This window comes from Cohnella sp. WQ 127256, assembly GCF_024519285.1.
Taxonomy (GTDB): domain Bacteria; phylum Bacillota; class Bacilli; order Paenibacillales; family Paenibacillaceae; genus Cohnella.
This window is the reverse complement of the sequence record NZ_JAMZCY010000005.1, coordinates 561,047-576,633: the sequence shown is the minus strand read 5'-3', so window position 1 is coordinate 576,633 and position 15,587 is coordinate 561,047. Positions and strand designations below refer to the sequence as shown.

14 protein-coding genes and 1 other annotated feature are annotated in these 15,587 nt (G+C 46.2%); of the genes, 4 read left to right on the top strand and 10 right to left on the bottom strand.

Translation table 11 applies throughout. The features are described 5' to 3' along the window. The first annotated feature begins 18 nt into the window (after window positions 1-18). Both M1K58_RS17630 and M1K58_RS17625 read left to right on the top strand, forming a co-directional pair. Window positions 19-552: an RNA polymerase sigma factor gene (locus tag M1K58_RS17630; protein ID WP_256760152.1), complete on the top strand. Its 534-nt coding sequence runs from the start codon at window positions 19-21 to the stop codon at window positions 550-552. Continuing rightward, entirely contained in the window at window positions 549-2,033 is a 1,485-nt protein-coding gene (locus M1K58_RS17625) for a hypothetical protein (RefSeq protein ID WP_256760151.1), read from the top strand. The genes M1K58_RS17630 and M1K58_RS17625 overlap by 4 nt, the downstream gene beginning before the upstream one ends. 37 nt (window positions 2,034-2,070) lie before the next feature. Here M1K58_RS17625 and M1K58_RS17620 read toward each other — a convergent pair whose 3' ends face one another. From M1K58_RS17620 to M1K58_RS17605, 4 genes are all read right to left on the bottom strand, one after another. Then, window positions 2,071-4,701 (bottom strand): ComEC/Rec2 family competence protein, encoded by a 2,631-nt coding sequence (locus M1K58_RS17620; RefSeq protein WP_256760150.1) that lies wholly within the window; start codon window positions 4,699-4,701, stop codon window positions 2,071-2,073. 110 nt (window positions 4,702-4,811) lie between these two features. Continuing rightward, the gene (locus M1K58_RS17615) at window positions 4,812-5,333 is read right to left on the bottom strand and encodes a deoxycytidylate deaminase (RefSeq protein ID WP_256760149.1); all 522 of its coding nucleotides are present in this window, start codon (window positions 5,331-5,333) and stop codon (window positions 4,812-4,814) included. A 29-nt stretch (window positions 5,334-5,362) separates the two neighbouring features. After that, window positions 5,363-6,655 (bottom strand): homocysteine synthase, encoded by a 1,293-nt coding sequence (locus M1K58_RS17610; RefSeq protein ID WP_256760148.1) that lies wholly within the window; start codon window positions 6,653-6,655, stop codon window positions 5,363-5,365. A gap of 86 nt (window positions 6,656-6,741) precedes the next feature. After that, the gene (locus tag M1K58_RS17605) at window positions 6,742-7,332 is read right to left on the bottom strand and encodes a ComEA family DNA-binding protein (RefSeq protein ID WP_256760147.1); all 591 of its coding nucleotides are present in this window, start codon (window positions 7,330-7,332) and stop codon (window positions 6,742-6,744) included. A 111-nt stretch (window positions 7,333-7,443) separates the two neighbouring features. Between M1K58_RS17605 and comER the strand changes: the two genes are divergently transcribed. After that, window positions 7,444-8,277 carry a late competence protein ComER gene (gene comER / locus M1K58_RS17600; protein ID WP_256760146.1) on the top strand — a complete coding sequence of 278 codons (834 nt, stop codon included), beginning with the start codon at window positions 7,444-7,446 and terminating at the stop codon, window positions 8,275-8,277. A 101-nt stretch (window positions 8,278-8,378) separates the two neighbouring features. Here the strand turns inward: comER and M1K58_RS17595 are convergent, their stop codons facing one another. From M1K58_RS17595 to M1K58_RS17570, 6 genes are all read right to left on the bottom strand, one after another. Then, entirely contained in the window at window positions 8,379-8,558 is a 180-nt protein-coding gene (locus M1K58_RS17595; protein WP_256760145.1) for a hypothetical protein, read from the bottom strand. Window positions 8,559-8,567: 9 nt separating this feature from the next. Beyond that, window positions 8,568-8,864: a hypothetical protein gene (locus M1K58_RS17590; RefSeq protein ID WP_256760144.1), complete on the bottom strand. Its 297-nt coding sequence runs from the start codon at window positions 8,862-8,864 to the stop codon at window positions 8,568-8,570. Between the two features lie 116 nt (window positions 8,865-8,980). After that, window positions 8,981-9,217 carry a hypothetical protein gene (locus M1K58_RS17585; RefSeq protein ID WP_256760143.1) on the bottom strand — a complete coding sequence of 79 codons (237 nt, stop codon included), beginning with the start codon at window positions 9,215-9,217 and terminating at the stop codon, window positions 8,981-8,983. A gap of 108 nt (window positions 9,218-9,325) precedes the next feature. Further along, the gene (locus tag M1K58_RS17580) at window positions 9,326-9,457 is read right to left on the bottom strand and encodes a hypothetical protein (protein WP_256760142.1); all 132 of its coding nucleotides are present in this window, start codon (window positions 9,455-9,457) and stop codon (window positions 9,326-9,328) included. Between the two features lie 137 nt (window positions 9,458-9,594). Beyond that, window positions 9,595-12,036: a leucine--tRNA ligase gene (gene leuS, locus M1K58_RS17575; RefSeq protein ID WP_256760141.1), complete on the bottom strand. Its 2,442-nt coding sequence runs from the start codon at window positions 12,034-12,036 to the stop codon at window positions 9,595-9,597. Between the two features lie 111 nt (window positions 12,037-12,147). Beyond that, window positions 12,148-12,393, bottom strand: a binding site (T-box leader). 53 nt (window positions 12,394-12,446) lie between these two features. Then, window positions 12,447-13,064 (bottom strand): TetR/AcrR family transcriptional regulator, encoded by a 618-nt coding sequence (locus M1K58_RS17570; protein WP_256760140.1) that lies wholly within the window; start codon window positions 13,062-13,064, stop codon window positions 12,447-12,449. Window positions 13,065-13,203: 139 nt separating this feature from the next. Here M1K58_RS17570 and M1K58_RS17565 point away from each other — a divergent pair, with 139 nt between their 5' ends. Beyond that, on the top strand, window positions 13,204-15,426 hold the full coding sequence (locus tag M1K58_RS17565) for an MMPL family transporter (protein WP_256760139.1): 2,223 nt from the start codon (window positions 13,204-13,206) through the stop codon (window positions 15,424-15,426). Window positions 15,427-15,587: the final 161 nt, after the last annotated feature.

Here is a 15,587-nt window from a genome sequence, read left to right as displayed (position 1 = left end):
TAGGTTGGAGGTGAACATATGGGATCTGATTATCTGAAGCATATTGATTCCGTTGATGGATCTGTACTCCTGCAGCTCATGGATCAATATGGGGACGATGTCTTGAAATATGCTTATGTTCTAACCAAGGACAGGGAGCAAGCCAAGGATATCGCACAAGAGGTTTTTATTAAAGCCCACTATAATATCCATACGTTCAGAGGTCAATCCACCATTAAGACATGGCTTCTTACGATTACAAGAAATCTATCGCTCAACTACTTAACCTCCAGCTATTTTCGGAGAATACGACTATTTGGGACCGTCAAACCACGTCAATCAGCGCCTTCCGCCGAAACTGCTTATATAGGCAATCAATCAGCTTCGGACATTTGGAATATCATTATGAATCTATCAAACAAATTACGAGAGGTACTTGTCCTTGATCTGGAGCATGGCTTAGCCGTACAAGAAATAGCTCAATTACTGAGCCTTCCAGAAGGCACGGTTAAATCTAGACTCCATCGTGCTCGAAAGGAAGTAGAAACTCAGTTAAAGGGGTGGAAGCATTGAAGGAGACAAAGCCGGATTGGTACGGGATAGCCAAGGGCGGATTGGATGATGCGTCGTTTAACGAACAAATGAAACAAGAAGTAACCCGACGAACACAAGAAAGTCAGCCGATACAAAGAAAATTCAAGAAGTGGGCTGGATGGGCAACTGCCATCGTCCTATGTGTTGTCTTGCTATTTCTAGTCATGCCTACCCCTTCGAACGATCAACCAGTAATTCCAGCGGGAACGCTAACGCCGATTCCTAATGATATTCCAACGCCATTACCAACTCCAACAGAGACGATCCAGCCACCGGAGACGACAATGCCTATAGCCGAGGAGCAAATTAAACTCTCTTACGAGGATCCTGAGGGTTCATTGGCAACATTAGGAGTATATCCAGCAGAAGTGAATCGGATCGAAGCGACACAGATAGACAAATCGTCGATTATCGTGAAACGAGTCGTCGAAGTGGATGAGCTTGGTAAGTATGTGATTTACATTAAAAAGGAAGACGAAACGCAATTATACGCGGGGCTGGAAATACCCACGGATGGACCGAATTCCGGCTCCACAAATAAAATATATGAAATTGGCACTGCAGGTGAGCTCACGTATTTGAATGAGATCGCAATCACAAAGAGTTATTTATTCGGAGAATTTCACCTTCGGATATATGGCGTTTGCGGTGCCAATTGCGTAACGAATAACTGGATTCACTTTGAGGAGGCATTACCTGGTGTTCCGATAAGCGATTTCCGACTTGAAACGCACGCGCAGGAGGTCGATATCGACGAGGATGGAACTCCGGAAGTAATCGCTACAGTAGCTTCAACGATCGGCCGAGTTCTTATTTACAAAAAGGTTGACTCTGAAATCAAATTCGTGGATCTGAATATCGTCTTAAAAGCAGAGCTTCCGAACACCGTCCTTTACGACAACAACTCACGTATATTCAAGGCCATCTACGAAGATAATCGGATTTTTAGCTATCAATACAAAAAAGGCGAGGACACCTTGATCCTTGTAAATGATTCTCAGGTTGAGATAGACCAAGATCAACTATTTATCGGTATGGATTACGACGGTACTTCCTCAATTAAACTACAAGTGGAAGGAACTTTAGTTCCTGCCGAATGGTTTAAAGACCCGTTCCGGGATTTCGGCCTGTATTTACCGGACTCTATTAAGACCGTCAAGTTCGAAGACGGATATGAATATGAATCCAAAAAAGGCTCAGGAATTATTCAGCTAATGGAAGCGGATGAATCGTCCTTGCCTTACTTGCGCAAGGAGAAAGACCTAATCTCCTATTCTGAATATCTAGGTACGGAGTTCTGGGGAGATAATCAAAATATCCGTTACGATTATTTCCAATACGAGACCGAGCAAAATAATCGTACTTATATCTCAATTCGCTACAATACCGCGGATATGGAACACCTACGTCCACTTCTCCTCGCCGTAATTGCTAACGTTCGATACGCCAAAGATAATTAATTGCCAAACCGCCGATCCCTGAGATTGGCGGTTGTTCTTATTTTCGATATTCTTGTTGCTCCAATCGCATTACTCTGCGTTCCATAGTACCTCTCTGATCGACCCGATATTGAATCTCTCCGTGCAAATCTGTCCGCCACACATGGCTATCAGCCTCCGCGAGTCGATCCAACACATCTCTGTTAGGGTGACCATAAAAGTTGTTCAACCCGACAGAAATGACCGTTTCCTGCGGCAACCAATAGTTAACCCACACCTGAGTCGTAGAGGTCTTACTCCCATGATGTCCTGCTTTAAGCACATCAATATGCCTCGAGCCATCAATTCCTTGCCGTCCGTTCGACCGCTCAGCCTCAACGACCTCCCTTTCCCCATTCACCTCCAAATCACCAGGTAACAAGAAGCTACGACCATATATCGTTACTAACAATACAATACTCAATTCGTTTTGTTCATTTTGCACCTCAATCGTATTATCGACATTCATCTGCTGAGCTGTGGGATATAACACCTGGATCGTAGTTGAATCATCTACCTCCCACTCCATAGGAGAATGGACTTCGTAAGCCGTTGTGCTCTTATCCGTTACCTGTCGGAGCAGGCTTAGAACTCCTGGAGAATCCTTAATTGTTCCGTTAAAAAATAAGCTCCGCACGGGAATGTTGCCTAGAATGGCTTGAGCACCTCCGATATGGTCGTTATCTAAGTGGGAGAGCACAAGAACATCTATTTCCCCGATTCCTCGCTTCAATAACAAGGGAACGAGTAGCTTTCGACCCACCTCATACGGATCACTGCGGGCTCTCCATTCCTCACCCGGCTTACTGAAGCTGACTGTACCACCCGCATCGATCAAGATATGCTTTCCTTGGCCTGTACGGATCAAGATGCAATCTCCTTGGCCTACATTAATAAATGAAATTGTCGCACTGCGGTCCATCCACATAGGCTGATATCCCCATAGGAGCCAACCGAAGAAAAGAATCAAGTATAGGAGACGTCGACTGATGGACATGATCAGCAGTCGATCTCGTCCACTAGCATTCGGATAATCACCTTGTATGGATAAGGGCATAGTCGTATTCTCGAATGGGCTGTCTCCTCTTCCTGCCGAAGCTTGTTTCGTCCACCATTCCCGTTCTATTTTACGAGTCAATCGTCTTTTCAACCCTACAATTCCTATTCCCATAAGTAAGTAAGCACACACAACCCACAGCAAAGAAGGTTGAGGCCATACCATTCTAAGCTCGACAAACCCATTCAACCCATTCACCACACTAAACGTCAATTGATTTCCCCATGTAGCCAGCTTCGCTGGAATGATCCCGAGAGGTATCCATATCGCGCCCAAAGCAATAGATGCCATCCCTAACGGCATGACGACAAAACTGATGAATGGCACGAGCACAAAGTTAGCCGGCAAGGAGAGCAGATGAACCGCATGGAAGTAATAGATTGACACTGGAAACGAAACGAGCTGTGCGGTCAAAGCAACAGCAAGTGGCCCCTTAAGCCATTTCCAAGGAATCGGTAACGACTCCGTGATCGTAGGCACAAATAGAATTAAACCCGCCGTTACGATAAAAGAGAGCTGAAAGCTCACATCTTCGATAAGGGAAGGATTCCACAGAAGCATGAGCATAGCCGCCGCAAGCAGGAGGTGAAGTCCATCCTTTAAGGCATTACGACGTGCCAACCACAATGCGAGCATAGCCATTAAACATGCTCGAACAGCTGAAGGCGAAGCGCCTGTAATCATCATGTAAACAGGCATCATTGCGATGGTCATATCCAGCGTCCGTTCACGAGTTAATCTTAATACAGCTCCGATTTGTAAAAGTAAATAAACAACCACTCCCACATGAAGTCCGGAAATCGCAAGCACATGGGTTAAGCCAATCCTAGCAAAATTATCGAATTGTTCAGGATCTAGATCCGAACGAATTCCAACAACCAATCCCTTCATATAGCCCGAATCCTCGTCAGTATACAAACGGTCCATTATTCCGCCTATCGCATCTCGTAAATCATCCAATACTCGAAGTGGCTTCATAAGAGTAGGTATAGAATGGTTTGTATGAGTAACAGAGTCCAATCCTTTAGTGGATAGCTGCCAATGGATTCCTTGTTTCTTTAAGTAATTCCGATAATCAAAAGCCCCGAAGTTACTCGCCTCCCCAGGTAGCTCTATTACCCCTTTAACAATTACGTGGTCTCCTCTTCTCCAACTAGCAGCAATTACTTGTTCCTCTTGCTTATTGAGCTTGATTCTAATGATGACAGTGTCGCTTATCTTCTTCTCCACAGCAGCATTCCCAATCTGTATCGCAGTTGCCTTAAGCCTGAATGATACCAGGTCCCCGTCTACTTCTGCGACTGTAGTCAAGCGTCCTTGTAATTCTACCTCTGAGTTTACCGTAGCCCCTGATACGGTAAGGTCCGAAATATTGCGCTGCTCAACCCACTGTCTTTCACTATGCAAAAGGAATAGGGCGATTCCGCATAAGATTGCTAATTTAGGACCTACTTTCCCTAAGAGACTAAGCCCAAGCAGCACAAAAATCAATGCAATCAACGCCATAATAGCTGCTCTATCCTGGAATAGCGATCCAAATGAAGCCCCGATAATGCAGCAGCAAGCAATTGCAACTAACGGCCTTCTATTCATTACTCAACTCCTTCCTGTAACGCCAAAAAGCACCCCTCCACCGATTTGTTCGGTGAAGGGGTGCTTCCCCTTTTACAATGATCAATCTGGGTTACTTCCAATAGGATAGGCTATGATCCGTCTTGTACTTCAGTATCCGCTGGCGGAACGTAGTTCATGATTTTTCGGAATATCAAGCCCTTTTGCTCCATTAAGACGGCCACTTTCTCATGGTCTTTAGGATAAGACCGATGATATACGATTTCTACGATGCCGCTATTTGCCAGCATATTCGCACAAGTCCAGCATGGTTGATCCGTCACATATACGACAGAGCCTTCGCGATCCACACGATCTGTGAAGAGCAGAAGGTTCTGCTCCGCATGAATCGTTCGGATACATCGTTGCTTCTTGATCATTTCGGACGATGAATCACCTTCTGGAGCAGGCACGAATTCCTCGACGATCATGCAGCCCGCTTCGGAGCAGTCCTGAACTCCCATGGGAGCCCCGTTATAGGCCGTTCCAAGCAGCTTCTTCCCTTGTACAAGTACGGTACCTACATGTCTTCTAGGACAGCGAGATCGAGTAGAAACCATAAATGCAATATCCATAAAGTAAGTATCCCAATCCTTGCGCAGGGTTGTCGTCATTGTCTATCTCCGCCTAATCTCATTACTGCTTATTGCTGGCTTGCTGCCAATGCTTGGTCCAAATCATGAATAATATCTTTGATCCCTTCCGTACCAACCGATAGACGAATCATACCCGGTTGAACGCCAGCAGCGACCAGTCCCTCTTCACTTAACTGTTGATGCGTCGTGCTCGCAGGATGAATGATTAGCGACTTGGAATCTCCAACGTTCGCCAGGTGCGAGAACAATTTGACCGCGTTAATGACCTTCTTACCCGCTTCCACTCCGCCTTTAATACCGAAAGTCATAATCGCACCTTGACCATTCGGCAAATAACGTTGTCCTAGCTCGTAAGAAGGATGGCTTTCCAAGCCAGCATAGTTGACCCACTCTACCGCAGGGTGAGACTCCAAGAATTTAGCAACTGCAATCGTATTACTGCAATGACGCTCCATGCGAAGATGTAAAGTTTCCAGACCTTGCAGGAACATAAATGAGTTAAACGGAGCAAGCGCAGCACCCATATCGCGAAGAAGCTGTACACGCATCTTAATAATATAAGCTACAGGACCTACTGCTTCGGTATATACAACACCGTGATAGCTTGGATCTGGTTCTGTTAAACCAGGGAATTTGCCGCTAGCTTTCCAGTCGAACTTTCCACCGTCGACAACAATTCCACCGATAGATGTACCATGTCCTCCAATGAACTTCGTAGCCGAGTGAAGAACGATATCCGCGCCATGCTCCAGAGGACGGCAGAGGAATGGCGTTGCGAATGTACTATCGATGATAAGTGGGATTCCGTTGTCATGTGCGATAGCCGCGACAGCGGCGATATCCAGAACGTCACCTCTAGGATTACCAATAGTTTCTGCAAATACTGCTTTCGTCTTAGATGTTATTGCAGCACGGAAGTTTTCCGGATTGGATGGGTCTACGAATTTCACCGTAATTCCCAGCTTAGGTAAGGTGATTGAGAACAAATTATAAGTCCCACCATAAATGCTTGCCGCAGATACGATTTCGTCTCCAGCTCCGGCAATATTGAGAATGGAGTATGTAATAGCTGATTGGCCTGATGCAACCGCTAGAGCGGCAGCGCCACCTTCCAATGCAGCAACACGTTGTTCGAAGACATCAGAAGTCGGATTCATAATGCGCGTATAAATATTGCCAAACTCTTTCAAAGCAAATAGGTTGGCCGCATGTTCCGTATCACGAAATCCGTAGGAAGACGTCTGGTAAATCGGAACTGCACGGGACATCGTTGTAGGGTCGATCTGTTGCCCAGCGTGCACGGCAAGCGTTTCCAGTGAATACGATGAATCATTGCTCATTTAATGAACCTCCCAAAATAAATAATAATATTGAAATCTTTATCATTTTCTCATATTTGTTATCAATGTTAAAGGTCACTTGGGTTTTATTTCTTTGTTGGGATTTGAACGAGCGGAGAAATACGATCATAAACCTTTGCTCCGATCCCTTTTACCTCCAGTAACTGATTGATGTTTTGAAAGCCATTTTGCTTTTCACGATACGCGATAATTGCTTTTGCCTTCGATGGGCCGATGCCAGGCAATGTTTCTAGCTGGGATTGAGTTGCATGATTAAGATCAAGCAGGGTGGAGCTAGCTGTTGTTGCTGCTTCTGTTGATAATGCTGAAGCTGGTTCTGGTGGTTGTTTAGAGTTAGACGAAGGAGAGGAGTTGTTGCCTTGATTTGCGGTGGGCACAGCACTCTGAGACGGTACCGAGTCAGGGAGCAGAGTTGGAGGTTGCTGTACAGAAGGTATCGGTGATAGAGCTGCGGATTGCCGTTCAGTAGGTATCGTAGACTGAGGAGTTGACAAGTTTTCTATTGCTGTTGTTAAAGGTTCATTAACCGCTGTCCAGCCTGGAATCGTTGATTGCGCGGAGCCCTGAAACAAGGAATAAACAAACAGAGCTCCTCCTGTTAAGAGCATGCTCAAGATTACGAGCTTTTTTACATTTCGGTTTTTTACATTTGCCATAGTGTAAAAGACTCCTTCCGATTAGGTAATATGCATATAAAAGTCGGCATGACGGCCAAGCATACGTTCATACAATGAAAAATATATAGAGCGCATAGGGAGGGACAATGGATGAAGATCGGCTTCATAGGTGCGGGTAGTATGGGGAGCTTATTAGTGGGAGCGTTCGTACGTGCTGGCGTTATGCAGCCAGACGACATTGTCATCAGTTCCCGAACATCCTCCAAATTAACAACTCTGGCGGATCAATATCCTGGACTGCAAATTGCCAGGTCAAACAGAGATGCGGCTAATGGGGCCGAGTATTTGTTTTTGTGCGTTAAGCCCATGGACTTCCGTTGTGTTTTAGACGAAATATCGTCTGTTCTAACTCCTAATCAAATCGTGATCTCCATAACTAGTCCTGTTAAAATCTCTTCATTAGAGGAACTGCTTCCTTGTAAAATTGTGAAGATTATACCCAGCGTTGTAAATGCAGTTGGCAGTGGTGCATCTCTATTCATGTGGGGCTCGCGATTGACGGAAGAAGATCAAACCACCCTATGGAATTTATTTTCTGCGATCAGTCAACCGATTACGATCCTTGAAGATGAGGTGCGAGTCGCATCAGATTTGTCCAGCTGCGGTCCTGCTTTCCTCGCCTGTTTGCTAGAACAATTTATAGATGCAGCAGTAATGTCTACCGGTATGGAGCGAGAAACAGCAACCTCACTAGCATGTGAGATGATGCTCGGAACTGCGAGGCTCATGCTAGAAGAGCCTTGTTCCCCAAGCGAACTACAGGCTAAAGTTTCCGTCCCTGGCGGAATTACAGCTGCAGCACTAGACGTATTGCGCAAATCCACTCGCGGTGCGTTTCTGCAAGTTCTATACACGACCCACCAGAAATTTGCCGATGATCTAGATCGCGTAGACTCCTCCTTGTCCCCAAGGGAACGTACTTAAGAGGTCACCACCAAATTCGTTATATACCAGCAATTACTTCAAATACATGCTTGCTTCCTCACGCGTTTAAGGCGGTTCGAGCCGCCTTATTTGCATCTCTCTCATTTCTCACCAATCTCTAGCCCCGCTTTGCCTCGTTTTCCTCCGCGCAGTTCGGTCTCATCTAACTCCAGCCCCACTTTGCCTCGTTTTCCTCCACGCAGTTCGGTCTCATCTAACTCCAGCCCCACTTTGCCACGTTTTCCTCCACGCAGTTCGGTCCCATCAAACTCTAGCCTCACTTTGACACGTTATCCTCCACGCAGTTCGGTTCCATCTAACTCTAGCCCCACTTTGCCACGTTTTCCTCCACGCAGTTCGGTCCCATCTAACTCTAGCCTCACTTTGCTTCGATTTGCTTCGCGCAGTTCGGTCCCATCTAACTCTAGCCCCGCTTTGCCACGTTTTCCTCCGCGCAGTTCGGTCCCATCTAACTCTAGCCTCACTTTGCCTCGTTTTCCTCCGCGCAGTTCGGTCCCATCTAACTCTAGCCCCACTTTGCTTCGATTTGCTTCGCGCAGTTCGGTCCCATCTAACTCTAGCCTCACTTTGACACGTTATCCTCCACGCAGTTCGGTCCCATCTAACTCTAGCCCCACTTTGCCACGTTTTCCTCAACGCAGTTCGGTCTCACGAAACTCTAACTCTTGCCAACTATTTCACTTCAGTATGCTTGCATGATCAATTCTCTTGATAATGGTAAAAGCTCGTATTCATGATAGCGTTTAGTTCCACTTCCAATTGGCTTGATCAGTTTCTTGTCCAGTAAGCTGTTTATTATTTTTCTGCTAAATCCATAACGACACTGCAAGCAATATTTCACATCCGCTATGCGAATTGGTCGCATAAGTCGTAAGCCATAACGAATCACCTCCCGCTCGTAGACAGATAATTGTTCCATGAGCCTACACCCAGCCAGACTCGTGTTCTGGCCTAATATCTCGTAAAAGCTTCGCCTGCAAGCATCTGCCTGCTTATCTAATTGGTCTTTGGATCCCCTCAAACGACTTCAGCGCGGCCCATCTACAACTTCCAACAGCTTCTTCGTCCCGGTTAAATCCCTCTTTAACATCTCCAGTCTTTGTCCACTTGCATCCTTAAGCTGCTTCTCTAAAAAAACCTCAAATTCTTCTTCAAACATGCACTTCACTCCCTCCACCTATTCAGCAATAAATGACCTTGAAAAAAACAAAACGCCGCCTGCTCCATTTCACAATGGAGACAAGCGGCGTGTGCTTCACGCAGCGATATTTATTTTGTTACAATGTGCAGCTATTATTAGTTCGCTACAATGTTAACGAGCTTACCTTTGACCGCGATAACTTTACGAATCGTTTTACCTGCGATTAGTTCTTTGACCTTTTCGGATTCGAGCGCTAACGCCTGCATACCCGCTTCATCAAGATCTGCTGGAACCTTCAAGCGGTCCGCAATCTTGCCGCTAACCTGTACAACGATTTCAACTTCAGCATCGACCGTGAGTGAAACATCATACTCAGGCCAAGCGACGTAGGATACCGAGCCCGTAAACCCAAGCTTCTCCCAAAGCTCTTCCGCGATATGCGGTGCAATCGGAGACAGCATTTGAACGAAATGAGCCATCGCTTCCTTCGGCAATATTTCTGTCTTGTAAGCCTCATTAACGAAAATCATCATCTGGCTAATCGCAGTGTTGAAACGCAACGCCTCGTAGTCCTCGCCAACCTTCTTAAGACTCTTATGCCATGTTTTGCGGAATGCATCATCCCCTGCAGCATCTTGAATTTTGCTATTCAAGTTACCGTTATCGTCAATGAACAGTCTCCATACGCGTGCTAGGAAACGATACACGCCTTCTACTCCGTTCGTATTCCAAGGCTTCGTCGCTTCCAATGGACCCATGAACATTTCGTATACGCGTAACGTATCCGCTCCGAACTCCCCAACGATTTCATCCGGATTAATAACGTTTCCGCGGGATTTGGACATCTTCTCATTGTTCATCCCAAGGATCATACCTTGGTTAACAAGCTTGTGGAATGGCTCTTTCGTATTCACGACGCCGATATCGTACAGCACCTTGTGCCAGAAACGCGCATAGAGCAAGTGAAGAACCGCGTGCTCCGCACCACCAATGTATAGATCAACAGGCAACCACTCGCGTTGCTTTTCCGGTGAACAAATCTCGTTCTCATTATGCGGATCAATAAAGCGCAAGTAGTACCAGCAGCTGCCAGCCCATTGTGGCATGGTGTTCGTCTCACGGCGAGCTTTGCGACCGTTCCGTGGATCCACAACATTGACCCAATCCGTTACATTAGCAAGTGGAGATTCACCCGTGCCGGACGGTTGAATCTTATCAACATCAGGAAGCAGCAATGGAAGATCCTCTTCCGGGATCGTATCCATCGTGCCATCTTCATAATGCAATACCGGAATCGGCTCGCCCCAATATCGTTGGCGACTGAATAACCAATCGCGCAGACGATACGTGACTTTTCCTTTTCCTTTGCCATCTTGCTCCAGCCGTGAGATCATTGCAGCTATTGCTTCCGTTGTTCCCAAGCCGTTCAAGAAGTCGGAATTGACTAGCTTCCCATCCCCCGTATAGGCTGCTTCCGCGACATCTCCACCTGAGACGACTTCCACAATCGGTAACTCGAACTTCTTCGCGAATTCCCAATCCCGCTCATCATGTCCCGGTACTGCCATAATCGCTCCCGTACCGTAACCACCAAGCACATAGTCCGCGATCCAGATTGGTACTTTACCGCCGTTAACCGGATTTATCGCATATGCCCCTGTGAACACACCGCTCTTATCCTTCGCTAGGTCCGTACGCTCCAAATCGCTCTTCCGAGCAGCCTGTTCGACGTATGCCTTCACTGCCGCTTTCTGCTCGACAGAAGAAATCGCCTCAACTAGCTCGTGCTCAGGTGCCAATACGCAATAAGTTGCACCGAACAAGGTGTCAGGACGAGTTGTAAACACTGTCAATTCCGCATCATGACCATCAATCGCAAACACAACCTCAGCACCAGTTGATTTTCCGATCCAGTTGCGCTGCATATCCTTAATGCTTTCCGACCAATCCAGCTCTTCCAAGTCCTCAAGCAATCTTTCCGCATAATCAGTAATTTTCAACATCCATTGACGCATCGGCTTACGAATAACCGGATGGTTTCCACGCTCACTCAACCCATCGATGATTTCTTCGTTCGCAAGCACTGTACCCAGGGCTGGACACCAGTTAACCGGAACTTCCGCAACATAAGCAAGGCCCTTCTTATACAACTGGATAAAAATCCATTGCGTCCATTTGTAATAATCCGGATCTGTCGTACTGAATTCGCGTTCCCAATCGTATGAGAAACCAAGGGATTTGATCTGACGGCGGAAATTATTAATATTCTCTATCGTGAAATCACGCGGATGATTTCCTGTCTGTATCGCATACTGCTCAGCAGGTAACCCAAATGCATCCCATCCCATCGGGTGTAGAACGTTATAGCCTTTCATGCGTTTAAAACGGCTTACGATATCCGTAGCTGTATAGCCCTCTGGATGACCCACATGAAGTCCAGATCCAGATGGATATGGAAACATATCTAAAGCATAAAACTTCGGTTTTCCCGGTTCCTCAGTCGTACGGAAAGTCTTACTTTCATCCCAAAACTTTTGCCATTTCGGCTCGATCTTTAATGGCTGATAGCCTTGTCCTTGACCATTTTCTTGCGACATGTGAATAAACTCCCTTATGTTCATATATTACAGCCAGCTATTAGATGGCAGCCATCAATCCTGCTTAATTTCTAATAGTCAAACAAAAAAACTCCCGCCCCTAGCGTTGTCGCTAGGGACGAGAGTATTAATTCCCGTGGTACCACCCTAGTTGACGGACATCCTGCTTGGATAGCCGCCCACTTGTGCCTCGTAACGAGAGGTAAACGCCTAACTTATCGAAGTCACTCAACCAGAGTAAACTCGCTCAGTTCGGAGGCTCCAAGGTAAGTTCGTCGTCTACGTTAACCGGCTTGCACCAACCGCCGGCTCTCTGTGTAACGTCTCGCGAGTACTGATCCTTATCACAGCCAAAGTATGCCATGATTATAGCTAATTTACGCGATTCATGTCAAGTAACCAGTCACCCCTCATCGAGGTGCGATCCCCTGCCAGAACAAGTCCACGATAATTACGGACAATTCGTTGGCGGTATAGGAGGTATCTCCGACAAGCTCACGATTACCAATCATCATTAAAGATGCGAATGCATGGGACAAGAGCATCGGATCACCCTTCGCGATAAATCCTTGCTCCATCGCTTGGTCAAAGGTCTGCGCCATTAACACGTGAATTTGATGCTCCGCCTTGCGGATATCCTCTCTCTGCTCCTGCGTTAGAAAAGGTATCGCTTCCCTCATGAGACTTTCGAATTCCACGTGTGATTTGGACATTTTGGCAACCGCGATTTGTTCCAACCTTGTTCGGATATCTGAATGGGCTTGGATAATGCGTTCCGTATAAAAGCAAATCCTTGTCATCATCTCCGTTACCGAAGTTGTGAACAGAACGGCTTTATTCGTAAAATAATAATAGACCGACGCTTTGGTCACCCCTGCACGTTCAGCGATCATGTTAATAGAAACAGGCTCATAACCTAATTCCATAAATAAAACAGAAGCTGTATTTAATACTTTATCACGCATGGAAGGCTGGTCAGAGTTACTCTTTGGCCTGCCTGGAGATCGCTTCGATTGGGGTTTCGTCATCACAGTCCCCTCCTTTGTTCAAAAATTCGTCATTGCATAATTAACCTTTCGGTATATATAATTAATCTAGTCACTATTTAGATTATATCCCAAATGTCTTTAATGATCATCGGAAAATAATAAGGAGGGTAATTAAACAATGAACGATAGTCGAGGATTAGGTAGATGGGTCGCTGGAAAACGAAGCAAATGGATCACCCTGCTCGTGTGGATTGTCGCTGCTGGATTACTTAGCGTCTTACTTCCATCCGTTAAAAGCGAAGAAAACAACAATGCTCCCAACTTAAATAGCTCTAAGCCTTCCGTCCAAGCGGATGCCATTGCTGAACGTGAATTTCCCAGTGGTGCCGATATTCCGGCCCTTATCGTCTGGCATAGGGAGGGTGGCTTAACTGATTCCGACCTACAAAATGTGCAAAAACTGTCTGAGAAGCTTACAACTTCCCCAGTTGCACACCAGACTTCAGTGCCACCTCTCCACCAACTGCCGCTTCCCGCTATTAAAGGGGAGTTATCCAAGGATGGGAGTACGCTAGTCTCACCTGTTTTATTCAGTAAGCAAGCCGATACGGATCAGCTTAAAGAAGGCATAACGAAGTTAAAGGATTATACTCTTGATCTGTTCGGTGAGGATCCTTTTGCGGTAGCTAACAATTCCTCCGATCAGCTAAGCGCACGAGTAACAGGTCCAGTCGGTATTCAAATCGATGCAACAGGATTATTCAAGAACGCTGACGTATCCTTGTTGATTGGTACCGTATTACTCGTACTCGTTCTACTTCTACTCATTTATCGTTCGCCAGTGTTAGCGTTAATCCCGTTAGTAGCTGTCGGCTTTGCCTATGGGGTCATTAATCCGATACTGGGCTGGATGGCGCATGAGGGTTGGATTGTGGTCGATTCTCAAGCCATCTCCATTATGACCGTTTTATTATTCGGTGCCGGAACTGATTACTGCCTATTCCTTATATCCCGTTTCCGTCAATTACTATGGGTGGAGAAAAATAAAGGCAAAGCATTGCTTAGCGCCATTACTGGTTCTTCTGGCGCCATTGCAATGAGTGGCCTAACTGTCGTTCTTTCTCTACTCGCTTTATTAGTGGCGGAATACGGTGCTTATCATCGGTTTGCCGCTCCATTCAGTATAGCGATACTCATTATGGGGATCGCAAGCTTAACGCTTGTGCCCGCTATGCTTGCGATCTTCGGCCGTGCTTCCTTCTTCCCGTTCATTCCGAGAACACTGGATATGCAGCAGGAACGAGCGGTACGTAAAGGAAAACCAGCTCCAACCGTCGCTCACAAAGCACCACGTAACTGGATCGGCAATATCGTCGTTCGTAAGCCTTGGTGGATTGTAGCGATATGTATCCTGCTATTAGGGGGTCTTGCAACCTTTTCGACGCAAATCAAGTTTACCTACGATATCATGTCCTCCTTTCCGAAGGATATGGAATCACGTGAAGGGTATGCCACTATCGGAGAACAGTTCTCGCCAGGAGAACTTGCTCCTGCTAAAGTCATTATTGACACACAGGGGAAGTCGATCCCACTTGCGCAGCAGCTTAGTTCACTCCCTTATGTAGACAAAGTAGCTGAACCACAAACCGGTAAGCAAAACGAACAAATCATCGCTTATGAAGTGGAGTTCAATCTAAATCCCTATTCCTTAGAAGCGATGGCTCATATTCCCGACTTGAGAGCCGCTGCGGAACAGGCATTAGCTAATGCGGGCGTATCTGATCCTGAAAATCGTGTATGGATAGGAGGGCAAACTGCGGAACAACACGATACCAAAGTGACTGGAGAACGCGATACAAGGATCATTATCCCGATCGTTATCGGGTTGATTACGCTACTTCTGCTCCTGTACTTACGTTCAATTGTAGCCACAGTGTATCTCGTTCTAACGGTTATTCTTTCCTACTTCTCGGCGCTCGGTCTCGGCTGGTTAATCGTCCATAATGTTATGGGGGCGGATGCGATTCAGGGTTCTATTCCTTTATACTCATTTGTCTTTCTAGTCGCGCTTGGGGAAGATTATAACATCTTTATGATCTCAAGCATCTGGCAAAAGAGAAAGCATATGCCGCTGAAGCAAGCGATTAAAGAAGGGGTAGGTGAGACTGGCTCTGTCATCACTTCTGCGGGTCTCATCCTAGCCGGAACGTTCGCTGTGCTCGCAACTCTCCCGATTCAGGTACTCGTTCAATTCGGAATGATCACCGCCATCGGTGTCCTGTTGGATACGTTCGTTGTCCGACCATTTCTTGTTCCTGCAATTACGCTCTTACTAGGCCGCTGGGCATTCTGGCCAAGCAAATATGAGCCTGTAGAAGAGCAGGTTCGTGCAGTAAAATAACAAAAACAAACGGAGCTACGCTTGAAGTCGATCTGACTTTTGGCGTAGCTCCGTTTATATTTGCCTATTTCTTAGATCATGTCCGCTTTTTGAAGTAGCCTTTGAATGATCGTGGCCGTTTCTGCCCTCGGATATTTCTCAATAAATTCAAAAACAAAAAA